This is a genomic window from Kineosporia babensis (genome assembly GCF_021129305.1).
In the GTDB taxonomy this organism is placed as follows: Bacteria; Actinomycetota; Actinomycetes; order Actinomycetales; family Kineosporiaceae; genus Kineosporia; species Kineosporia babensis.
This window is the reverse complement of the sequence record NZ_JAJOMB010000028.1, coordinates 12,643-34,143: the sequence shown is the minus strand read 5'-3', so window position 1 is coordinate 34,143 and position 21,501 is coordinate 12,643. Positions and strand designations below refer to the sequence as shown.

At 68.9% G+C, this 21,501-nt stretch carries 21 protein-coding genes; 15 read left to right on the top strand and 6 right to left on the bottom strand.

What is annotated here, in order from left to right; all coding sequences use genetic code 11:
• Positions 1–7 precede the first annotated feature (7 nt).
• A complete protein-coding gene (locus LR394_RS35600) occupies positions 8–1,519 on the bottom strand; it encodes an alpha-N-arabinofuranosidase (protein WP_231449089.1) in 1,512 nt (503 codons plus the stop codon).
• A gap of 175 nt (positions 1,520–1,694) precedes the next feature.
• On the opposite strand from LR394_RS35600, the gene LR394_RS35595 reads away from it, so the two are divergent.
• The 11 genes from LR394_RS35595 (at position 1,695) to LR394_RS35545 (ending at position 13,500) form a co-directional block, all read left to right on the top strand.
• Positions 1,695–3,005: a substrate-binding domain-containing protein gene (locus LR394_RS35595; RefSeq protein WP_231449088.1), complete on the top strand. Its 1,311-nt coding sequence runs from the start codon at positions 1,695–1,697 to the stop codon at positions 3,003–3,005.
• 410 nt (positions 3,006–3,415) lie between these two features.
• Positions 3,416–4,090 (top strand): hypothetical protein, encoded by a 675-nt coding sequence (locus LR394_RS35590; protein WP_231449087.1) that lies wholly within the window; start codon positions 3,416–3,418, stop codon positions 4,088–4,090.
• Between the two features lie 5 nt (positions 4,091–4,095).
• Positions 4,096–6,228: a hypothetical protein gene (locus LR394_RS35585; RefSeq protein WP_231449086.1), complete on the top strand. Its 2,133-nt coding sequence runs from the start codon at positions 4,096–4,098 to the stop codon at positions 6,226–6,228.
• Positions 6,229–6,373: 145 nt separating this feature from the next.
• A complete protein-coding gene (locus tag LR394_RS35580; RefSeq protein ID WP_231449085.1) occupies positions 6,374–6,676 on the top strand; it encodes a hypothetical protein in 303 nt (100 codons plus the stop codon).
• Entirely contained in the window at positions 6,673–8,097 is a 1,425-nt protein-coding gene (locus LR394_RS35575; RefSeq protein ID WP_231449084.1) for a WXG100 family type VII secretion target, read from the top strand. Before LR394_RS35580 ends, LR394_RS35575 begins: the two co-directional genes overlap by 4 nt.
• Complete coding sequence (locus LR394_RS35570; protein ID WP_231449083.1) at positions 8,078–8,710, top strand: hypothetical protein; 633 nt, start codon at positions 8,078–8,080, stop codon at positions 8,708–8,710. Before LR394_RS35575 ends, LR394_RS35570 begins: the two co-directional genes overlap by 20 nt.
• Positions 8,697–9,281 (top strand): hypothetical protein, encoded by a 585-nt coding sequence (locus LR394_RS35565; protein ID WP_231449082.1) that lies wholly within the window; start codon positions 8,697–8,699, stop codon positions 9,279–9,281. The genes LR394_RS35570 and LR394_RS35565 overlap by 14 nt, the downstream gene beginning before the upstream one ends.
• 77 nt (positions 9,282–9,358) lie before the next feature.
• Positions 9,359–10,069, top strand: coding sequence for a GntR family transcriptional regulator (locus LR394_RS35560; protein WP_231449081.1), 711 nt, complete (start codon positions 9,359–9,361; stop codon positions 10,067–10,069).
• On the top strand, positions 10,066–11,058 hold the full coding sequence (locus LR394_RS35555) for an ADP-ribosylglycohydrolase family protein (protein WP_231449080.1): 993 nt from the start codon (positions 10,066–10,068) through the stop codon (positions 11,056–11,058). Before LR394_RS35560 ends, LR394_RS35555 begins: the two co-directional genes overlap by 4 nt.
• A gap of 64 nt (positions 11,059–11,122) precedes the next feature.
• Positions 11,123–12,583 (top strand): purine-cytosine permease family protein, encoded by a 1,461-nt coding sequence (locus LR394_RS35550; RefSeq protein ID WP_231449079.1) that lies wholly within the window; start codon positions 11,123–11,125, stop codon positions 12,581–12,583.
• Complete coding sequence (locus LR394_RS35545) at positions 12,583–13,500, top strand: PfkB family carbohydrate kinase (protein ID WP_231449078.1); 918 nt, start codon at positions 12,583–12,585, stop codon at positions 13,498–13,500. Before LR394_RS35550 ends, LR394_RS35545 begins: the two co-directional genes overlap by 1 nt.
• Here the strand turns inward: LR394_RS35545 and LR394_RS35540 are convergent.
• Complete coding sequence (locus LR394_RS35540; protein WP_231449077.1) at positions 13,467–14,306, bottom strand: alpha/beta fold hydrolase; 840 nt, start codon at positions 14,304–14,306, stop codon at positions 13,467–13,469. The two genes, LR394_RS35545 and LR394_RS35540, sit on opposite strands and share 34 nt — an antisense overlap.
• 191 nt (positions 14,307–14,497) lie before the next feature.
• Between LR394_RS35540 and LR394_RS35535 the strand changes: the two genes are divergently transcribed.
• A complete protein-coding gene (locus LR394_RS35535; RefSeq protein WP_231449076.1) occupies positions 14,498–15,256 on the top strand; it encodes a sulfite exporter TauE/SafE family protein in 759 nt (252 codons plus the stop codon).
• Positions 15,257–15,275: 19 nt separating this feature from the next.
• On the top strand, positions 15,276–16,190 hold the full coding sequence (locus LR394_RS35530) for an AEC family transporter (protein WP_231449075.1): 915 nt from the start codon (positions 15,276–15,278) through the stop codon (positions 16,188–16,190).
• On the opposite strand, the gene LR394_RS35525 is transcribed toward LR394_RS35530, so the two are convergent.
• Positions 16,183–17,061, bottom strand: a complete 879-nt coding sequence (locus tag LR394_RS35525; protein ID WP_231449074.1) for an alpha/beta hydrolase — start codon at positions 17,059–17,061, stop codon at positions 16,183–16,185. The two genes, LR394_RS35530 and LR394_RS35525, sit on opposite strands and share 8 nt — an antisense overlap.
• 162 nt (positions 17,062–17,223) lie before the next feature.
• Between LR394_RS35525 and LR394_RS35520 the strand changes: the two genes are divergently transcribed.
• Complete coding sequence (locus LR394_RS35520; RefSeq protein ID WP_231449073.1) at positions 17,224–17,796, top strand: TetR/AcrR family transcriptional regulator; 573 nt, start codon at positions 17,224–17,226, stop codon at positions 17,794–17,796.
• Between the two features lie 101 nt (positions 17,797–17,897).
• Positions 17,898–18,452, top strand: coding sequence for a hypothetical protein (locus LR394_RS35515; protein WP_231449072.1), 555 nt, complete (start codon positions 17,898–17,900; stop codon positions 18,450–18,452).
• A gap of 58 nt (positions 18,453–18,510) precedes the next feature.
• Here LR394_RS35515 and LR394_RS35510 read toward each other — a convergent pair whose 3' ends face one another.
• Genes LR394_RS35510 through LR394_RS35500 form a run of 3 tightly spaced genes read right to left on the bottom strand, consistent with a single transcriptional unit; the run spans position 18,511 to position 21,493 of the window.
• Positions 18,511–19,671, bottom strand: a complete 1,161-nt coding sequence (locus tag LR394_RS35510; protein ID WP_231449071.1) for an ABC transporter permease — start codon at positions 19,669–19,671, stop codon at positions 18,511–18,513.
• A complete protein-coding gene (locus tag LR394_RS35505) occupies positions 19,668–20,318 on the bottom strand; it encodes an ABC transporter ATP-binding protein (RefSeq protein WP_407937189.1) in 651 nt (216 codons plus the stop codon). Before LR394_RS35505 ends, LR394_RS35510 begins: the two co-directional genes overlap by 4 nt.
• Before the next feature lie 32 nt (positions 20,319–20,350).
• Positions 20,351–21,493 (bottom strand): efflux RND transporter periplasmic adaptor subunit, encoded by a 1,143-nt coding sequence (locus tag LR394_RS35500; protein WP_231449069.1) that lies wholly within the window; start codon positions 21,491–21,493, stop codon positions 20,351–20,353.
• Positions 21,494–21,501: the final 8 nt, after the last annotated feature.

Below are 21,501 nucleotides of genomic sequence, written 5' to 3'. Positions count from 1 at the left end.
GGGTTTTTTAGGATCCGAGCTGGAGTGAGACGGTGAGGTACGAGTGCGCCGGCAGATCGACGACGAGTCCACGGGCATGGGGACGGACGCCGTCGTAGGCCTGGGGGCGCACGGTGTCCGGGTGCTCGGGGGAGTTGTGGTCGTTCAGGGCGCCGGCGGTGAGGATGCGGGCGGAGTGCCCTTGCAGCGAACGGCCGCGCAGGTCCAGCACCACCGAACGGGCCTGGCCGGCGTCCAGGTTCGAGAGACTGATCAGCGCCGTGTCGCCGGTGGTTGAGGCCGAGGCGGACAGCAGCGGCAGATCCTCGCGGTGCTCGGCGTCCAGGACGTGGGTGGTCAGCGAGGCGGCGTCGTGGTGGCCGGTGTTCATCTCGAACACGTGGTACGTCGGGGTGAGCACCAGGGCACCGGAGTCCGGGTCGGTGAGCACCATCGCCTGCAGCACGTTGACGGTCTGCGCGATGTTGGCCATCACCAGCCGGTCCGCGTGCCGGTGGAAGGAGTCGAAGTGCAGGCTGGCGACCAGGGCGTCGCGCATGGTGTTCTGCTGGTACAGGAAACCGGGGTTGGTGCCCTCCTCCACGTTCCACCAGGTACCCCATTCGTCCAGCACCAGGCCGATCCGGCGCAGCGGGTCGCGCTGGTCCATCACCGTGGAGTGCCGGGTGAGCATCTCCTCGACCCGGTAGGCCTGGGCCAGCGTGGTGTAGTACTCCTCGTCGGTGAAGCTGGTGGCGTCGCCCTTGTCGGCCCAGTCGCCGCTCATCGTGTAGTAGTGGAACGAGATCGCCTGGTACGGCGGGTTGCTGCACTTCTTGATCTCGCCGAGCGACTTCATCAGCGACTCGGTCCAGGTGTAGTCGTCGGCGTTGGCGCCCGCCGCGATCCGGTAGACCTTGTTGCCGCCGTGCTCGCGGACGTAGGTGGCATACTGCCGGGCCAGGTCGGCGAAGGCGTTGCCGCGCATCCCGCCGCCGCAGCCCCAGGCCTCGTTGCCGAGGCCCCAGAAGGGCACCTTCCACGGTTCGTCGCGGCCGTTCTCCCGCCGCAGCGAGGCCATCGGGGAGTCGTCGCCGCGGGTCAGGTACTCGATCCACTCGGACATCTCGCGCACCGTGCCGGAGCCGACGTTGCCGCTGATGTACGGGTCGGCGCCGAGCAGTTCGCACAGCGCCATGAACTCGTGGGTGCCGAACGAGTTGTCCTCGACCACGTCGCCCCAGTGCGAGTTCACCATCCGGGGACGCTCGGCGCGCGGTCCGATGCCGTCGCGCCAGTGGTAGTCGTCGGCGAAGCAGCCGCCCGGCCAGCGCAGGTTGGGGATCCGCAGGGTCTTCAGCGCCTCGACCACGTCGCTGCGGATGCCGTTGACATTGGGCAGCGGGGAGTCCTCACCGACCCAGAAGCCGCCGTAGATGCACCGGCCGAGATGCTCGGCGAAGTGGCCGTAGAGGTGCCGGCTGATCGTCGGGCCGGGCAGGTCCAGGTCGATGACGATCCTGGCTTCGGTGGAGCTCACGGGCACCCCTTAATCGATTTACATCCGTAAGGAGCGCCGGCCCGCCGAGCGGCTGATCGCGTCCTCGTGATCGACTAAAACGATTAACCTCCGGCGTGTCTTTGTCAAGAAGTGAATTTGAGACGCTCTGGGCACCCATGCTTGGCGGGCGTCGGTCGGGAAGATGGAGGCGAACGTGGACAGCACGGACGAGGTGGCGACGGACGCGGTCGCCGGGCGCGGCTCCAGGCTCAGCTCTGGGCGCGGTGCGCAAGCAGCAGCGCAGCCGAGCGCCGGGCCAGGGGAGAGCGCCGGAACCGAAAGCAGTGCCGGAACCGAAGGCAGTGCCGGAACCGAAGGCAGTGCCGGGCTTGAGAGTGGCGCCGGAATTGAAGGCAGTGGCGGGGCCCGGGCCGAGAGCGAGGTGAAGCCCACCCGCCCCGCAGCGGGTCGGGCCAGGCGCAAGGGATCTCGGGCCGGCGTGGCGGTGACCATCTCGGAGGTGGCCAAGGCCGCGGGCGTCTCCACCGCCACCGTTTCCAACGCGCTGAACGGCCGCCCCGGTATGGCCGAGGAGACCCGCACCCGGATTCTCGCAGCGGTGGATTCGCTGGGTTACAACATCAATCCCACGGCCCGGAACCTGCGCTCCGGACGGACCGACGCCATCGGTCTGCTGGTGCCCGAGCTGGACCGGCCCTACTTCGGCCAGCTGGCCACCCGGCTGGCCGACCGCTTCGAGGCCCACGGACGTCATCTGGTTCTGCAACGCTCCGGAGCCAGTCGTGAAGGTGAGCTGGCGGCAACCGCTTTCGCCCGGCTGCGGATGTACGACGGGGTGATCGTCACCGTGGTCGGCCTGGAGATCGACGACCTGGAGAAACTCAGTTTCATGACGCCGGTGGTGCTGGTCGGCGAGCGCCCGGTGCCCAGTTCGTTCGACCACGTGAAGATGGACAACGTCGAGGGCGCGCGGCTGGCCACCGCGCACCTGATCGAGCGCGGTGCCCGGCGGATCGCCATCGTCGGCGGCAGCACCGATCGGACGCGGCAGCACCTGGGCACACTGCGCACCCAGGGCTGGCGGGACGCGCATACCGCGGCGGGCCTGCGGGCTCCCGACGAGCTGATCGTGCATCCGGGCGCGCTGGATCTGCCCAGCGCACATCGGACTGTGCTGGAACTGGCGGCCTCCCATGAGTTCGACGGCATCTTCGCGGTCACCGACGTGGTGGCGATCGGGGCGATGCGGGCCCTGGCCGACCTGGGAATGTCTGTGCCGGAACAGGTTCAGGTGGTGGGGTTCGACGACATCGACGAGGCGCAGTACACCGTTCCCTCGCTGACCAGCGTTGATCCGGGCAAGCTGGAACTGGCCGAGAACATCGTCGAGCTGCTGGAGAAGCGCATGCTGGAACAGGGGCAGCGGGTGCCCGCGGAGGACCGGGCCCAGCCGGTCGAAGTGATTGTCCAGCCGCGACTTTCAGTGCGAGGCTCAACCCGGTGAGAGTGGTTCAGATCCGGTGAGGTGCAGGCCAGGACCCGTACGGAAAGGATCCGTCCTGGCCGTTCATCACCTCAGATGTTGCGGCACCGATACCGGCGGACTCCGGAAAGGGAGTCCGTCCGGCGACGTCGCATACGATCTTCGATATCGGCGAGCAGGCGGTACCGGCTCGCGATGGCGAAGGACCATACGTTCATCGCAGTGACTCCTCTCGGTTCTCATCGAAAGTTTTTTCGACTGACCTTTTCCGTGGAACCAGCCGGCACCGTCTCTCTTCCCGGGTGCCAGCCAGCAGCGTCCCACGAACCCGCATCGCCGGGCTAGTGCATAGGCGCAGGTAATTGGTCACAGAGCCGAGCAGCTCACGGACCGAGTGTCACCGGAAAGCGATCACCCCCTACGGTGTGGACATGGGGACAGGGGTTTCACGGTGGCCGACTGCCGAGGCGGCCGTGCTGACGGCGCTGGCGCTGGGCTTGTCAGGGTGCGGTGCGGAGGCAGTTTCGGGGGCCGGTGAATCGGCCGGGTCGAACGAGCCGCCCACGGCTGAGCAGCAGGAACGGGCGCTGGCGGCGGGCTTTGACGTCGGCCTGGTCTACGTGAGCGCGCTGGAGGGGTACCAGGTGGTGGCCGGTGGCAGCGGGGTCTACGGCGCCGACGGGTACCAGACCATCTACGCCTCACCCAGCGGCGACGACCTGCGGCTCACCGTAGAACGGCGCTCGCTCGACGACCGCTCCTGCGCGGCGTTGCCGATCCCGGCCGCGGAACCGTTCGACGCCGAAGTGAAGTGCACCCGCGACGGGGAAGGCTGGAGCCGGGTTTCCGGGGACCGGAACGAATTCGCGGTGGCCCATGACGACGTCCTGGTGCGGGTGAGCGGGAAGGCAGCCAACGCCGATCTGCTGCGCACCGCCGCCGAGCAGGCCCGCCCGGCGACGGCCGAGGAAGTGGAGGCCATACTTCCGGCCGCTCCCGAAGCCGTCTCCGAAAGCACTCCCGGAGATGCGCCCGACGAAACCGTGACGCGGGGCGACATCCACGGGGACAACGCCCCGGACAACAGCGTCGGGGCCGGCGGGTAAGGGGCATGCCGGACCGAGTACTCGCAGCCGCACAATGCGGCGAACAGCTGGATCTTGTGGGCCCGGGCCAGTTCGACGCCCGCAAACCAGACGTCGTCTGGCCGTCCGACCGAGAGGTGAGCGCCGCGTCCCTGCTGGCCGCACTGACCGCAACCAAGGACGTCCATCCGCGGGGTGTTCGTCTGCGCGGCGCCCGGATCGTCGGTGAGATCGACTGGGAGTGGCAGCACCTGCGTGTTCCGCTGGACTTGCTCGACTGCGCGCTCGACGCGCCTGTGCACCTGGACCACGCCACGGTGACCGGCCTCAGCCTGGTGCGCTGCCGGGTCCCCGGATTCACCGCCGAGCACCTGGTCAGTGCCAGCAGCGTGCGGCTGAGCCGAAGCGTGTTCACCGGGTCGATCCAGCTGAAGGACGCATCGGTGGACGGCGAGGTGGTGCTCTCCGGCGCCCGGATAGAGGCCTCCCAACGGCACCAGCGAACCCGATTCGCGATCGACGCACACCGGCTGCGCACCACCGGTTCGCTGAACCTGGAGCACCGGTTCCGGGCCGAGGGCGCGGTCAACCTCTCCGGCGTCCGGATCGGGGGCAGCCTGCAGTGTTCCGGCGGGCACTTCCTCAACCCCGGCAACAGCGCCCTTACCGTCTCGGACGCCGAGGTCAAGGGAAACGTCCACCTCACCAACGGGTTCGAGGCGCAAGGGCGGGTGGCGTTCAACCGCGCCCGGGTGGAGGGCAATCTCAGCTGCGACGGCGGCAGTTTCAGCAACGCCGAGGGTGACGCCCTCACCGCCGAGCGGGTCAGCGTGGGCGGGGCGCTGCTGATGCGGGGCCGGTTCAGCGCGCTGGGCCGGGTCCGGCTGTCGGGGGCCCGGGTGGGCGGCAACCTGGAATGCTCGCACGGCGGTTTCGACAGCGCGGCGAGCGGGGATGCCATCCAGGCCAACGGCATTCAGGTCGAGGGTGATCTCCTGATGCGCGGCCGGTTCCGCTCGTCCGGGCGGATCCAGCTCGACAACGCCCGGATCGACGGCAGCCTGGACGGCGACGGCGCCACCCTGGCCAATCCGGGCGGTCCGGCCCTGCAGGCGGCGAACCTGTCGGTCGGCGGCGATGTCCGGTTCGACGACGAGGCCACCAGCGATCACTTCCGGGCCCAGGGGGACGTCTGCCTTTCCGGCGCTCGGGTCGGCGGCTCGGTGGTGTGCGTGGGTGGTTCGTTCATCAGCCCCGACGGCCTGGCCCTCGATCTGGCCGACGCGCAGATCGGCGGAAACCTCTGGATGACCGGGAACACCACCGTGCAGGGCACTCTCAGCCTGCTGCGCAGCCGGATCCAGGGCGACTTCAGCTTCATGGCCAGCACCCTGGACGGAGAACTCAGCGCCCGGGGGATGACCCTGGCCGGCAACTTCAGCTGGGCCCGGTCCCCGCACCGCCCACGCCGGGTGGACCTGCGCCGGGCCCAGGTCGGGCAGATCGACGACGACGAGAGCAGCTGGCCGGAATGGGGTGGCCTGCTGATCGACGGCTTCACCTACGACCGGCTCAGCGCCCGGGCCCCCAGCTCGCCGCGGGAGCGGCTGAGCTGGATCCGCCGCCAGCGGGGGTTCATGCCCGAGCCGTACCAGCAGCTGGCGCAGGTCTACCGCCGCAACGGCCAGCTCGCCGAGGCCACCACCGTGGCCATGGCCCAGCAGGACGACCTGCGCCGCCGGGGTGATCTGGGGTTCGCGGCCAAGGCCTGGAACTGGTTCATCGGGCGCAGCCTGGGCCACGGCTACCGCCCGGCCCGCGCCGCCTGGTTCCTGGTCGCGCTCTACCTCCTCACGCTGGGCGCGGTGGTGCTCGGCGCCCGTTCCGACGCGTTCATCCAGACCGGCGAGATCGCCCCGCAGCCGGCCGTGACCTCGTCGCACTGCGGCCCGCAGTACCCCTGCCTGGCGCCGCTGGCCTACTCGCTGGAGAGCGTGGTCCCGATCCTCAACCTGCACCAGCGAGACCACTGGCAGCCCCGCTCCACCACGTTCGCCGACCGGGCGCTGCGCGACTGGCTGTACCTGTCCACCGTCCTCGGTTACGCCGGAACCACCCTCTTGGCGGCTGGTCTGAGCGGCCTGGCCCGCAAGACCTGAGGACAGGTAGTGCTCTGTGTAGTCACGTAATTACCTGGAGTGCTGAGGTTCTGGTGATTCCACGAAGCTGGGTATGGTGGCCGACGGCGGCCTGGGGGGAGACCGGGCCGGGGATGTGGCTGGAAGTTCGAGGTGGGGGTAAGACGTGTCCGACGGTGTGGACATCAAGCTGGAGCGACTGCGGGAGAGCGCAGCCGGCCTGGCGCGGGTCAAGAACCAGCTGGAAGGCGCCCGGAACACGGCGAACTACGACGCCTGGATGGTGTCCCAGCCCGATCTGGCCTCGGCGCTGGGGGAGTTCTCGGACAACTGGAAGGCCAACCGGGAGAGCCTGACCAGGGCGACCGAGGGGGCACATCGCTTCGTCACCTTCGCCGTCGGGAAGTACGAGGAGCTCGAGAAGGCTCTGACCGAGGCGATCACGCCGGAGTCGGGGGGAGCCAAGTGAGCCGTCCGGCCGACTGGTCACCGCTGGCGGCAGCCGATCCGGTGCCGGGCGACGAGTACGGGATCCGGAGCATGAGCCGCCGGTACCAGGCGTTCGCGGACGAACTCGAGCAGCAGGCCACGACGCTGACCCGGCTGGCGAGCGACGAGTACTGGGATGCCGACGCCGGTCGCGTCTTCGCCTCCACCGGCACCGAACTGGCTGGTCAGCTCCGCAAGGCGAAGAGCCGCTACGAGTCGGTCAGTGCGGCGCTGAGCACCTACGCGAACGGTCTGACGGCGGCCCAGCAGGAGGCCGACGCGGCGCTCACCCAGGCCAAGCAGATCGAGGCCGAGGAGCAGGCCAAGGAACGGGCCCGGAACGCCGCGGCCGCTGCCGAGGGCGTCAAGCCCGGCGCCGCGGCTGACGGTTCGGACCAGAACCAGGCCGACGTGATGAATCAGGCGCTGGCCGGTGCCCGCAGCCGGATGCAACGGGCGATCGACCAGAAGGACGCCGCCGGGCGGGCGGCTGCCTCACGGGTCCGGGAGGCGATCGACAACGACGGCCTGCGCGACACCTGGTGGGACAAGACCAGCAACTGGACCGGTAAGAACTGGGACTCGTTCGTCGAGTGGGTGCACAGCAAGGCCCCGATGATGAAAGAGATCACCAAGTGGGCCGGTTACATCGGGACCGCCCTGAGTGTCGCCGGGATGGTGATCGCCCTGATCCCGGGGGTCAACGCGCTGGCCCCGGTGCTGTTCGCGGCGGCCGCCGTGCTCACCCTGGTCAGCCTGGTCTGTAACATCCTGATGACGTTCTCCGGTGACGCCTCGATCGCGGACGTCGCCCTGGACCTCTTCGGTCTGGCCACCTTCGGCTACGGCCGGGTGGCGGCGGGCGGCATCCGGGGTGCTCAGCAGGCGCTCAAGGGATCGGCCAAGGACATCCTCAAGCGTGAGGCCCGCAAGCGGGGCGAGAGCGTGGCTGATCAGATCCTCTACGCCGACAAGAAGATCGCCGCCGCGGCCGGGGGCAAGCTCAAGAGCCCGAGCCTGGAGAACTGGCCCTTGCTGAACCGGGCCCAGTCCCGGGTCGACAAGGTCGCCCAGCCGTTGCTCGACAAAGCTTCGGCCCAGCTCAACCGGATGAACCCGACGATGGAGAAGTGGGGCAGCACCCGGGTCGGCAAGTACCTGGGGATGGACTCCGAGATCGTGATGACCAAGTCCGGTCTCGATGGGGTCCGGAACCTGATGAAGCCCGGGTACGACCCGGCGAACGAGGCGATGGCGGCCCTTGACAAGGTTGCGGGCAAGGACGCTCTGGTCTCGAAGATCTCGATGGGAGTCTCGCTGGGCAACCTTCCGGAGACCGACATGTTCAAACCGTCCAAGCAGGGCTCGACTTTCGGTAGGTATGCGTACCTTGCAAGCTGAGAACAGGCAGACCGGCTGGTCGCTGATGGTGCCCACGACCTGGTCGAGGATCCGGCTGGCCCGCGATCGTCAGGAGCAGGTGGCGGCCCTGATCGGCCGGGCCTTCGCCACGGTGTCCCGGGACCAGGGGGCCGGTCTGCGCCGCGAGATGGAACGTGAGCTGCTGACCCTCGCCGACCAGGCCCACGACCGCGGCGCTGTGGAGTTCTACCTGCTGAGCGACGTGATGCGCGGTCTGCCGCTGGCGGCGAGCTGCGTGGTCACGGTGTTGCCCGAGTCGCTTCCGGCGAACGTCGACCCCGAGATCCTGGCCCGGGTCCTGGTCCAGGGCCCGGAGGCCGAGCCGCGGACGGTGAGCATCGACGGGCAGGACGTACCGGCCCTGAAAGTCAGTCAGGTCCAGTACTTCCCGGCCGAGAAGCCGGGCGAGCCGCAGCCTCGGGCCACCGTCTCCGGCCTGGACGTCTACGCGCCGTTCCCGGACCGGTCGCAGATCCTGCTGCTGTCGTTCCGCACCCCGGTCGACGTCGTGGCCGACCCCATGCTGTTCCTGTTCGAGGCGATCGCCGGGTCGCTGCGCTGGCGAGAAGAGGTGCGTGATGGCGTCCGTTGAGCTCGACTACTCCGACGAGTGGGTGCTGGCCGATCTGGAGGCCGAACCCCACCAGTGGGCCCACCAGACGATCCGGCGCCGGGCTCACGAGGAGGAGACGGAGCTTCCGGAAGATCAGGCCGGCCTGCTCGCCGAGGTCCTGATGGTGTCGCTGGCCGCGGCCCGCAAGGAAGAAGTGCCGCCGTTGATGGTGCTCTTCCTGATGCCCGAGGCCGACGAGCCGGCGGTCTGCAGCGTGAGCGTGCGGGCCGAGATGCTGACGCCCGACATCACTCTGGAGGATCTGCTGGAGGAGATCCGGCTGCCGGAGGAGATGCTGGAGCAACCGGCCCAGCAGGACGAACTCGAGACCGCCAGTGGCCCGGCCACTCACCTGGTCCAGCGGTACCGGGTTCCGGTGAACCCGGAGTACGAGCTGGTGCAGGAGCACGAGATGTTCGTCTGGCGGCTGTCCGACGGCGAGGGTGACTTCGGGGTCTTCCTGTCCACCAGCTACCTCGATCTGGTCGCGGCCGGCCGCCATCGCCCGAACCTGGTGGATCTGGCGAAGTCGCTGACCGTGGTGCCCTGACCGCGCAAGGGTGCCGGAGCGGCCCGATCGGGTGAACTCGTTGATTGAACAGGTTCTGTACAGGTACTGTCCTGATCGTGCCCAGCTCAACGAAGCGCCAGCTCGTGGTCGACGCGCTGCGTCAGGAGATCACCACCGGCCGCCTGGCCCCCGGTTCCCGCCTGCCCGGTGAGCACGACCTCGCCGAGCGGTTCGCGGTCAGCCGGGGCACGGTCCGGGCGGCGCTGGCCGAGCTGGCCGACCTGGAGTACATCGACACCCGGGGCGGTATCGGCTCGATCGTGACCTTCGACGGCGCGGCCCTGGATCCGCGGGCCGGCTGGGCGCGCTCGATCCACGCCACCGGCGTCGAGGTGAGCACCCGGGTGCTGCGGATCGAGAAGATTGAGGACGCGTCACTGGCCGCCGAGGTGGGGGCGACGGCCTCCAGCTTCATCGCCGTGGACCGGCTGCGCCAGCTCGCCGACGGTACGGCTCTTTCGTTGGAGCGCAGCCGGATTCCCTGTTCCGGAGTGCTGGTCTCGGTGCTGGACGACGGCCTGGTCGAGGGCTCGATCACCACCACGCTGGAGGGGGCCGGGCTGGTGCCCGCCCGCGCCGAGCAGTGGGTGGACGTGCTGGCGCTGGACGCCACCGACGCCGAGCTGCTGGGCCAGCCGGCCGGTACTCCTTTCCTGCACTCACGCCGGGTCTCGCACACCCAGACCGGCGACTTCGTGGAAAGCGTCGAGAGTCTGCTGACTCCCGGCCGTTTCCGTCTTCACATGCGTTTCGGGAGTGAACTGTGAGCGACCTTCTGCAGCGGGCCGAGGCGGCACTGACCGGCCTGGCCCTGGGCGACGCGCTGGGCATGCCCACCCAGTCGATGTCCCCGGCCGAGATCGCCGAGGACTACGGCACGATCACCGGCCTGATCGATGCCGGGCCGCGTCAGCGGATCGCCGCGGGCATGCCGGCCGGCAGCATCACCGACGACACCGAACAGGCCGTGCTGGTGGCCGAACTGCTGATCCAGGGCAACGGCCGGATCGACCCCGACCGGTTCGCCAAGTCACTGCTGGAGTGGGAGCGGGCGATGGCGGCCAAGGGCTCGCTCGACCTGCTCGGCCCCAGCACCAAGGCAGCCGTGCAGCGCATCCTGGACGGCGTTCCGGTGGAGGAAGCGGGTTCCGGCGGCACCACCAACGGCGCCGCGATGCGCATCGCTCCGGTCGGGATCGCCTACACTACAGCCGATCTCGAAGCCTTCGTCGCCGCGGTGCACGACTCTTGCCGACTCACCCACGACACCGGCCTGGGCGTGGCCGGCGCCGCGGCGGTAGCGGCCGCGGTGAGCGCCGGACTCGACGGCGCGAGCCGCTCTGAAGCCCTGGACCTGGCCCTGCGGGCCGCCGAAATCGGCGCCCAGCGCGGCAATTGGATCGCCGGGGCCGACATCGCCGCCAAACTGCTCTGGGCTCGCCAGTATCTGCCTGGCCTGCCCAGGAACCAGCAGATCGCCACCGTCGTCGAGGTGATCGGCACCTCGGTCGCCTCGCAGGAATCGGTGGTGGCCGCGCTCGCCCTGGTCGCCCTGGACCTCGAACCTTTCGAAACGATCTGCATCGCGGCCGGTCTCGGCGGTGACACGGACACCATCGCGGCCATGGCCGGGGCCGTGCTCGGCGCGGTCCACGGTGAGCAGGCCTGGCCCGCCGATGCCGTCCGCCAGCTCCACGACGTCAACCAGCTTCCCCTGCGGAAACTCTCCGAAGAGCTCCTCACCCTGCGCGGCTGAACCCCGAAAAGCCGCTTCCACGCCACACCCCTGCCCAAAACGACGACGTAAGAGGTAGAGCACGATGACGACCAGCAATGACGCCGGTGGGGGCACCCTCACCCAGGTCGAGCAACGCGGTATCGAGCCGGTTCCGGAGAACGAGCGCACCGGTGAACCCGGCGCCCTGTTCTGGGTCTGGTTCGCGGCCAACATCTCCATCCTCGGCCTGCCGCTCGGCGCCACCCTGGTCGCGTTCCAGGGCCTGGCGTTCTGGCAGGCCCTGCTGGTCGCGATCATCGGCTCGGCCGGTTCGTTCGCGGTGGTCGGGATCATCTCGGTGGCCGGCCGTCGCGGTGGCGCCCCGGGCCTGACCCTCTCGCGGGCCGTCTTCGGGGTGCGCGGCAACATCGGCCCGACGTTCATCTCGCTGCTGTCCCGGCTGGGCTGGGAGACGGTGAACACCACCACGGCCGCGTTCGTGCTGCTGTCGCTGTTCGCCATCGTCTCCGGTGCGGACATCACGGCCAAGGGCTACCCGATTCTGACCGTCGTCGCGATCGTCATCTTCGTGGCCGCCACCATCCTGATCTCCGGCCTCGGCCACGGTGCGATCGTCGCGGTGCAGCGCTGGGCCACCTGGATCTTCGGTGCGCTGAACATCTTCGTGGCGATCTTCCTGGTCATCCGGGTGGACTGGGACCTGGTCCTGAACACCCCGGCCGGCCCGGTCAGCGCCGTCATCATCGGTATCGGGACCATCGCGGCCGGCACCGGTATCGGCTGGGCCAGCGCCGGCGCCGACATCGCCCGCTACTCCCGCACCACCACCAAGGCCGGCGCCCTGATCGGGGCCAGCGCGGTCGGTGCCGGTATCCCGCTGGTCCTGCTGGTCGGCCTGGGCTCGCTGCTGGCCGCCGGTGACCCGGGCCTGGCCTCGGCCGGCGACCCGGTCGCGGCGATCCGGGACCTGCTGCCCAGCTGGATGGCGATCCCGTACCTGATCGCGGCCTTCGGCGGTCTGCTGCTGTCGAACCACCTGTCGGTCTACTCGGCCAGCCTGACCACCCTGACCCTGGGCGTGAAGGTGCCGCGGGTGTGGGCGGTCGTGGTGGACGTCCTGGTCACGTTCGTCGGCTCGCTGTTCTTCATGCTGGTGGCCGACGGCTTCTACTCGCCCTTCATCACCTTCATCTCGCTGCTGGCGGTGCCGATCACCGCGTGGCTGGGCGTCTTCATCGTCGACATGATCCACCGCCACCACTACGACCCGGACGCCCTGCTCGACCTGCGCCCGACGTCCCGTTACTGGTACTCCGGCGGAATCGCCTGGCGCGCCACCGGTTCCTGGGCCGCCGCGATCGTCGTCGGTTACCTGTTCACCACCGTCCAGGTGGGTGGCGACGACCCGGTGTTCACCGGTCCGCTGGCCAGCTCCTGGGTCGGCAGCAACGGTCTGGGCTGGGTGGTCACCTTCCTGGTCGCCGCCGGCGCCTATGCCGCCCTGGGCGGGGCCAAGTCGTCCAAGACGCTGGAGAAGGTCTGATGTCGAGGTTCGTCTCGGTCGGCAACGTGATCGTCGACCTGGTGATGTGGGTGCCCTCGGTCCCCGAACCGGGCAGCGACGTGATCGCCTCGAAGTCGGAGATCCTGGTCGGCGGCGGCCTGAACACCATGGTCGCCGCCCGGCGGGACGGCGCCGAGGTGGCCTACGCGGGGACCCACGGCACCGGAACCTTCGGTGACCTGGCGCGCAAGGCGTTGCGGGACAACGGCATCGAGACGATCCAGCCGCAGATCGCGGGCGTCGACACGGGCCACTGCTTCGCAATCGTCGACGATTCGGGCGAACGGACGTTTGTCACTCACGTGGGCGCCGAGGGGCAACTCGGTACCGAGGAGCTGAACCGGGTCCAGCTGCAGCCGGGGGAAACGCTTTTCGTCTCTGGTTACGGCCTGGTGCATCCCGTCAACGCCGCCGCGCTGGCGGAGTGGGTGCCCAACCTGCCTACCGGCGTAAGGGTGGCTCTCGACGTCGGCCCGCTCGTGACGTCCATTGCTCCTGAGGTACTGGACGCAGTGCTCGGCCGGGCCGACGTGCTCACCACCAACCGCCGCGAGGCGCTGCTGATGGCACCCGGACTCACTTCCGGTGAGGCAGCAGCCGAGTTCGCCCGTCGGTGGAATGTCCTGGCTGTGGTGCGCGACGGCTCCGCCGGCTGCTGGGTTTCCTCCCCGCAGGGAGAGACGTTCCTGGTCAAGGGGTTCGACGTGGAGGCCCGGGACACCAACGGCGCGGGCGACGCCCACGACGGAGTGTTCTTGGCCGGGCTGGCGTCCGGGCTCGAAGTCGCTGAGGCTGCGCGCCGGGCCAACGCGGCCGCGGCGATCGCGGTCACCCGCAGCGGCCCGGCCACCGCTCCGACCACTCAGGAGATCGACGAGTTCCTGGCCTCGGCCTGAAGGAACGGCAGCATCAGGGCGAGGGTCTCGGCGGGGTACTGCGCGTGCGGGTAGTGCCCCGCTCCCTCGATCATCGCCAGCCGGCCGTGCTTCAGCCGGGCTACCACCGCTTCGCCCTCGGCCTGCGGTGATCCCCAGTCCGGGTCCTCGCTGCCCTCGATCACCAGCACCGGGCACTGCACCTGGGCCAGCGCCTCACCGGCGTCGACCGGCGGGTTCGAGCCCATCTTCTGGAGCACCTTCATCCGGCCCTCTTCGCGCATCATCGTCTCGACCTGCGCCTGCCGGGCCTCCCAGTCCGCGGGCTTGCGCCCCGGGTAGGCGACGTCCAGGTACCGCTTCCACGACCCGACGCTGCCCAGGAACGCGGCCCCGGCCAGCCGGACGAGGCCCTTGCGGAACCGGGCCTGCTTGAAGTCACCCAAGCCGTACTCCTGCTTACGGGTGAAGGGCGCCAACTCGACCACGCACGTCACCAGTTCCGGCTCTTCGGCGGCCGCGATCGTGACCGCACCGCCCGAGATCGAGTGCCCGACCAGCACCGCCGGGCCTCCCAGGTGCTTGACCAGGGCGATCAGGTCGCCGGCGATGTCGGTGCGGGTGTAGCTGGGCCAGCCCACGCTCGATTCGCCGCATCCGCGCAGGTCGGTCGCGGCCACCCGGTACCCGGCGGCGACCAGTTCCGGGACCAGGAAGCGGTAGGCCTGGCGGCTGTCGCCCATGCCGTGCGCCAGCACCACCAGCGGGCCCTGCCCGTGCACCTCGTAGGCGATCGTGCCGTGCTCAAGAGCCAGATGCTGCGTCATGATGTCGTCCTTCCGGGGTTGGCTAGTTCGTGTAGCTAAAAGCTAGTGGCATTAGCCAATGGGGTCAAGTGTGGTGGGCCTCGCCACGCTTTGTTGCCTCAGGCGAATGACAGGGCCGAGGATGTGCATCGGCGCGCAGGCGTCATCGATCCTTGCCATCGTTCGGTGGCCGTTGAAAGGCGTGGCCTCGAATGCAGCTGTGGGAGGTCTTCGCCCTGTTCGGCGGCGGTCTGCTGGCCGGTGGAGTGAACGCGATCGCCGGTGGCGGCTCGCTGATCACGTTCCCGTTACTGGTGGCGATGGGGCTGCCGGGGGTGGCCGCCAACGTCACCAATGCCCTTTCGGTAGCTCCCGGTTACATCTCCAGCGCGGTGGCCAGCCGTCCCGATCTGGTCGGCCAGAAGAGCCGGATCCTCTCGGTGATCCCGACGATCATTGCCGGGACGCTCTGCGGCAGTGCTCTGCTGCTGCTCACCCCGCGCTCGGCGTTCGAGTTCGTGGTGCCGTTCCTGTTGCTCGCAGCCGCCAGCCTGATGGCCTTCCAGAAGCAGCTCAAGGCCCTGGCCGGCGGCCCGAAGGAGGGCGCGCCCAGCGGTGGCAACCCCTACCTGGTGCAGCTGGTCTTCTTCGTCTGCGGCCTGTACGGCGGCTACTTCAACGCCGCGATGGGGGTGCTGGCGATCGCCGGGCTCTCGCTGGTGCTGGACGAGTCGCTGCGCCGGATCACCGCCCTGCGCAACGTCTTCGCCGCCATCGTCGGCACCACCACCGTGCTGGTCTACAGCATCTTCGGCCCGGTCGACTGGCTCACGGTGGCGATCCTGGCCCCGGCCACGGTGATCGGCGGTTTCGCCGGCGCCCGGCTGGCCCGCAAGCTTCCCTCTGAGGTCCTGCGCTGGACCATTGTCGTCTTCGCCGGCGTCGTTGCCGTCGTCCTGTTCTTCACGTAATCAGCAAAGGCTTCACATCGTGACGGGTGTCGTCACCGGCTTCTCCATCATCCTGATCGTCATCCTGGCCGGAATGGTCCTGGCCGCGACCGGCGTGATCCCTCGCGAGGGCGCGCGCTACCTGAGCAAGACCGCCTACGCGGTGGCCAGTCCGGCCCTGCTGTTCATGACCATGTCCCACGGCGATCCCTCGGTGCTCGCCTCCAAGGCCGCGGTCGTGGCCCTTACGTCTGCGGCGATCAGCGCCACGTTCTTCATTCTGCTCTCCCGGTTGTTCTTCCGCCGTCCCCTGGCCGAAACGACCATCGGCGTAACGGCTTCCTCGTACGCCAACGCCGCCAACATCGGTCTGCCCGTTGCGACGTACGTGGTCGGGGACACGTCCGCGGCTGCGCCACTGATCATGCTCCAGTTGGTGATCCTGGCGCCCGCCGTCACCGCGGCGCTCGAACTGGGAGTGCGGGGACGAATGGACGTTTGGGGTGTCCTCACGATCCCTCTGCGCAATCCGCTCGTGGTCGGCACGGTCGCGGGTGTGCTGGTCTCGGTCACCGGCGTCACCGTGCCCAACGTGATCAGCGCTCCCCTGGAGATCCTTGGCGGGGCAGCCGTTCCGCTCATGCTCATGGCCTTCGGCATCACGTTGTGGGGTCGGCGCCCGCTCGCCGACGCCGACCTCCCGCCCGTGCTCACCGCCACCGTGATCAAGATGCTGTTCATGCCCCTGGTGGCCTACGGGGTGGCTTTCATGCTCGGCCTTGAAGGCGCAGCCCTTTTCGCCGTAGTCGCCATGGCCGCCCTACCTACTGCGCAAAACGTTCAGACCTACGCAATCTGGTTCGGCCGAGGCGAGAACATCGCCCGCGACGTGGCTCTGCTGACCACGGTCGGCTGCATGCCCGTGCTGATCGCGATCTCCGCGCTGCTCACCTGAGCAGGGCAACGATTTCCGCGGCAGCGCGACGGCCCTCGGGGGTAGGCATGATCGGCCAGTCGTGCAGCATGCCTTCGCCGACGTGCAGGTGAAGCTCGGTACCTACGGCTTTTTCGGCCTTGGCTTCGAGGATGAGCGCGTCGGGGTAGAGCAGGTCGCGGGTGCCGGCGAAGACGTGCACCGGGCCAAGGCGGTCCAGGCGTCCGTTGAGCGGGCTGGCCAGGCTGTTCGAGGCCGACCACTGTCTGCCCAGCACGGTGATGTGCTGCAGGTTCAGCAGGGGATCGCGGGGTTCGGCGGCTGCGCTGTCCGGGTTGCTGAAGGTCAGATCCAGGGCCGGGGAAACAAGTATGGACGTGTCTGGTTGCGGCGCGCTGGTTCCCAGGGCCTGCAGTGTGGTCAGGACGATCTGTGCTCCGGCCGAATCGCCGATCAGGGCGGTTGGCCCCTGGCTGCGCACGTGCTGGAACAGGCGCAGCATCACCGGCAGCACGTCGTCGTGCGTGGCCTCGGGGATCCTTGGATAGAGCGGTACCACGACCTCGCGGCCGGATTCCCGGGCGATGCGGGCGGCCAGAGCCCAGTGCTGCGCGGTGATCGGGGCGGCCCAACCCCCGCCGTGCACAAAGACGGCGAACTTTTCGGCCCGGCCGGTGGAGAGACGGTAGACCGGCCAGCCCTCGAAGCTCTCCGGCCGGACCGTCACACCCCGAAGCTTCGGCGGCTTCGGGTTGGCGATCATCTGCGTGAACCGGGCGGGGTCGAACTGGCGCTTCTTCACCCCGGCCAGGTTCAGCAGCCCGATCAGCGCGCGGTTGGCAAAACTGGTGCTCGGGCCGGCCTGGCCGGTTCCGACGGTACTGGTCTTCACTGAGTTCTCTCCAGCGCTCGTGATCAAACGGATTACCTATCCGCTTGGCTGAAGTTAGCACGCTCTGGATGACCTATCCGTTTCGGCGGCGCTGATCACCGGAACGGCCGCCACCCGGACGCCCCCGGGCAAGTGGAGCCGCTATCCGGTTATGCTCGGCCCATGACGGCCCCCGCACTGCGCAAGGACGCAGCCCGAAACCGGCAGCGCATCCTCGACGCAGGCCGCGCCTGCGTCGACCAGGGCACCCCGATCCAGCTGAACGACATCGCCCGCACGGCCGGCGTCGGGGTGGCCACCGTCTACCGGCACTTCCCCACCCCGCAGGCCCTCACCGAAGCCGTGGCCCAGGCAACGCTGGAGTCCCTGGCCGCCACCGCCGAACAGGCCCTGACCTGCGAAGACCCCTGGGCGGCCCTGCACGACTTCCTCACCACGGCCGTCGACGCGCAACTACGGGACGCCTCGCTTTCTCCGGTCCTCGCGGCTCCCGAGACGGCCCTGCCCAGCACCGCCGAGGCCCGCGGCCACCTGACCTCGCTGTTCGGCCGGCTGTTCGCCCGGATCGAAGCAACTGGTCAACTGGCGCCCGGAGTTACCCAGGCCGACCTGACCCCCCTGATGTGCGGCGTCGCCTTCGCCGCCCGCATGCACCCCGCCGATACGCCGGATGCCCAGGTGGCTGCCGGGCGTCACTACCTCGACATCATGCTGAACGGATTACGCGCTCGCTGAGCCGGGTGAAGCGCTCCTGACAAGAATCTCAAAAGTTCTCGGAAGGCTTCTGCGTATGCCCGGGAAAGTCTCGGGCACATTCGTGTTGGAGGCGTCTTCCCTTGCGCAACACTGCTCTTCGATCCACTGCCGTAGCTCTCTTCCTCGTCGCAGGACTGGCTGCCTGCTCCGGCGAGTCGTCCGATACCGCGCAGCCGCAGGACGGCCCGTCGGTGGCCTCGCTGACCACGCAGAGCGCGGAGACGGTTGCGGCGCAGGAACCGGATTCCGGCCAGCCGCGCGAGCGGTTCGGCATGACCGACGCCGAACTGGAGGCGCTGCAGCAGCCCTACCTGAACTGCATGAAGGAGAACGGGGTGGACGTGCTGGGCGATCGCCAGGCGGCCAAGGACTCGGACCAGGCGCAGCAGGCGAACGCCAAGTGCGAGAACCTGTTGCCGCTGCCGGCCTGGGAGCGTGATTCCAGCAACCCCGAGGCCCGGGACTTCGCCCGTGACGTGCTGGCCTGCCTGAAGGAGAAGGGGGTTGAGTACGTGGAGGTTTCGCAGGACGGCGTCAGCCTGGCCTACGGCGGCAAGGACAATGACCAGCGTTCGGTCACCATGGGCCTGGAGCTGACACCCGAGTGTGAACGTGAGGTCGTGGCGGCCAAGTAGTTCTGGCCACGGAAAGGTGCGGCGGCCGTGATCGGCTGCCGCACCTTCGTTTTGCCGGTCAGGTAGCAGCCAGGGCGGTGGTGGGGGTGAGCCGGGATGCCCGCACCGAGGGGTAGAGACCGGCCAGCACGCCAACTGCGACAGCACCCGCCACTCCGGCCAGCGCAGACTCCACGGGGATCACTACGGGCCAGTCGTGGTACGTGGCGTAGCCGGCGGTGGCGGCCACGCCGAGGGCAGTGCCGCAGAGGCCGCCGAGCCCGGACAGGACCACCGACTCGGTCAGGAACTGGCTGCGGATCGAGCTGCGGGTGGCGCCGAGCGCTCGTCGCAGGCCGATCTCGGAGCGGCGTTCGAGCACGGAGATGACCATGGTGTTGGCCACGCCGATGCCGCCGACCACCAGTGCCACGCCGGCCAGACCGAGGAAGAGCACGGAAAAGTTCTCCTCGGTGGCTCGTTTGGCGGCCAAGGCATCGGAAGGTCGGCTGACCACCACCGAGCCTGGGCTTTCCGGCGCCACCGTGGCGGGCAGGACCGAACGCACGGCTTCCAGCTGGGGTTCGTCGGTACGGATGTAGAGCGCGCTGGGATGGCCGTCGAAGGCCAGGGCGGAGGCGGCGATGTCCCAGCCCACGAGCGCTGCGTAGTCCAGGTCGGGGGTCAGCGACACCGGGTCCAGGATGCCGACCACGGTGAACTGCTGCTCGCCGATCACGACCAGGGGAGACGAGCCCAGGCTGGTGATGCCCAGCCGGGCGGCCGCCTCAAAGCCCAGAACCGTGGTGGGCAGGCCAGGGTCGAGCCAGCGGCCCTGGGCCAGAGAACCGCCCACAACCGGCAAAAGGCCGGGCTGAGCGGCCAGCACCGCCAGATCCGGGCTCTGATTGGCCGGAAGCTGGTCGTTGCGGCGCAACGTGGTGTGGGTGTTGGCCACGGCGCTGACCTCGGTGACCGGGCTGATCCGGGCCGTCATCGAAGCCGCCTCGGCCGGGATCTGCGCGGGCGGATCCTGATCGGGCACCGGAGAGACCTGGAGCAGGTTCGTGCCCAGGGCCGAGAGCTGCTGCATCAGGTCGGCCTGGCTGGAGGCGGGAATGGCGGTGACCACGATCATCGTGGCGATGCCGATCGAGATACCCAGTGCCGACAGCCCGGCCCGGGCCTTGCGTACGCGTAGTCCGAGGGTGCCCAAAGACAGCACATCGAGCGGGTTCATACCGGGACCCTTCCGCTGTCGTGGATCAGCCGGCCGTCACGGATCTCGACCTGCCGAGGCAGAGCAGCGGCGATCTCACGGTCGTGGGTGATCACGGCGATCGTGGTGCCTTCCCGGCTCAGCTCGCGCAGCAGTTCCAGCACGGCCTGGCCGTTGGCGGTGTCCAGCGCTCCGGTGGGCTCGTCGGCCAGCACCAGCGCGGGCCGGTTCACCAAAGCCCGGGCGATGGCCACGCGCTGCCGCTCACCGCCCGAAAGCTGCTGCGGCTGATGCCCGGCCCGGGCAGCCAACCCCACCCGGTCGAGCGCTTCCAGAGCCAAGGCCCGGCGCCTGCGGCGGGGGACACCGGCGTACAGCAGCGCGGTCTCGACCTGACCCACGGCGCTGAGACCGACGGTGAGGTGAAACTGCTGAAACACGAACCCTAACGAACGCGCTCGCAGCCGGGACAGCGCCCGATCGCCCAGCCGGGACGCGTCCTGCCCGGCCACCAGCACCTGACCACTGGTCGGCCGCTCCAGCGTGCCCATGAGATGCAGCAGCGTTGACTTGCCCGATCCGGAAGGCCCGACAATGGCCACGAACTCGCCCGAGTGAATCCGGAGCGAAACGTCGGACAGAGCGGCAACCCCGCCCGGATAAACCATTCCGGCGCCGCGAACATCGAGAACCGTCGTGCTCAAGACGCCACCACCACCGAGAGCCCGGGTTCCAGGCCGTCCCCGGTGATCTCGACCAAACCGTCCGCGAACATACCGGTTTCCACCGCGACCAAACCGCCGTCGTCCGTCCGTTGGATCGCATACCCGCCCTCCCGCAACGAGACCAGCGCCTCCACCGGAACCACCAGCGCGTCCTTCACCGTCCGGGCTACGAACTTCACCTGAACCTCGGCCGTATCAATGCCCTTCAGCGCCTTCGCCTTGTCCACCACGATCGTCACTGCCAGCTTCTGCTCCTCCTCCTGAACGCCTTCCTGCGAGGAGTAGGTACGGCCCTTCGACCGCACCCGGGCCGGGATCTCGGTACCGTCGGGCAGCGAAACCGTCGCGCGATCGTCCTTGCTGATCGAGCCGGCCTGGCTCATCGAGGCCGAAACCGTGACGACCTTGCGGTTGGCGGTGACCGTCAGCAACGGCTGATCAGTGGAGGCGCCGACCTGCACCAGCGCCGAATCCACCCGCACCGGACCCTGCTGCACCTGCACGTCCCCGATCTCGACCCGGCCGGTCACGTCGCGGCCGGTGTCCTCCTGCCAGCGCTTGATCGCCTTCACCAGATCGGAGGTCAGCGCAGATTCCCCGCTGCGCAACGGTTTGCCGTCCCGGACCGGCTCGAGCGAGGTGGCACCTACGTCATAACCGAGCGCGCTGAGGTTGTCGGAAACTAGCCGCACGTCACGTCCTACGAGCTTCTTTCCCGCAATCGGCCGGTACAGCGGCAGTTTTCCGTAGAACAGCGAGACCGGACGATCGTCAGCCCGGTAAAGCTGCTGGCCCAGCTGGATCTTGCGGCCGGGTTTGGGTAACCAGGTGACGGTCGCCTCCACCCGTCCGCTGAGCTCGGTCGAGGTGCCGTACCCGACCTCGCCGGACAGCGTCTGCTCGGTGGACAGATCCCGGCGCTCGATCTGCGCGCTGGCCCCCACCGGAGCGCTCGGCGTTGCGGGTGGCTCGGGGTCGGGGCGCAGGAACAGGAACGAGCCGGCGGCGATGACGACGACCACGACAATGGACGCGGTGGTCCACAAGGCGGTCCGGCGGGCTCGCGGGGTGGAAGGGAACACATCGGGATCAACCGGCGCACGGGACCTACTGAACATGGGCTCAG